1 protein-coding gene is annotated in these 460 nt (G+C 41.3%); it reads right to left on the reverse strand.

The window, feature by feature from the left end:
* Positions 1-67: 67 nt before the first annotated feature.
* Positions 68-460, reverse strand: a 393-nt coding sequence (locus tag P20429_RS00735) for a hypothetical protein (protein ID WP_033027209.1), incomplete at its 5' end; no start/stop codon positions are given.

A 460-nucleotide genomic window follows, 5' to 3' on the forward strand; every position in this document is an offset into this window, starting at 1 on the left:
AGGTGTTGCGGGGTGTTTTTAATATCGGGTTGCATGTGCTGTCCTTAGCGTTACTTTACATTATTAATCATTGTTCAATGAGTACGACGATTGATTTACCTTGCTCAGTCGCATCTCTAAAGGTTACAAAGTACTTGTCTCGAACTAGCTCATACGCTTCAGGGTTTACTTCGTCGATACCATCTTGCTCAATTTCAGCAATAATTTGCTGACCTTCCAAATTGCTAATATCGAAGTCGTATTTTTCTTCCATTATGGTATATAAATCTTTGACCATATCAGCAGGGAAAAAACCGAAAGTACCGCTAATATCAGCGTCAGGTGGTAGCAGCTTATGAGGAAAAAAGTTAAAACTTGCAATGAGTAACAGGCGGCTATTGCCTGCTATAGCGTCCCACAATTGCAGTGCTGGCTCAAAGCCGCGCAGGTTTATTTCGATTGACTGCCAATGAATGGCTTC

This window comes from Pseudoalteromonas sp. BSi20429 (assembly GCF_000238895.1).
GTDB classification, from domain to species: domain Bacteria; phylum Pseudomonadota; class Gammaproteobacteria; order Enterobacterales; family Alteromonadaceae; genus Pseudoalteromonas; species Pseudoalteromonas arctica.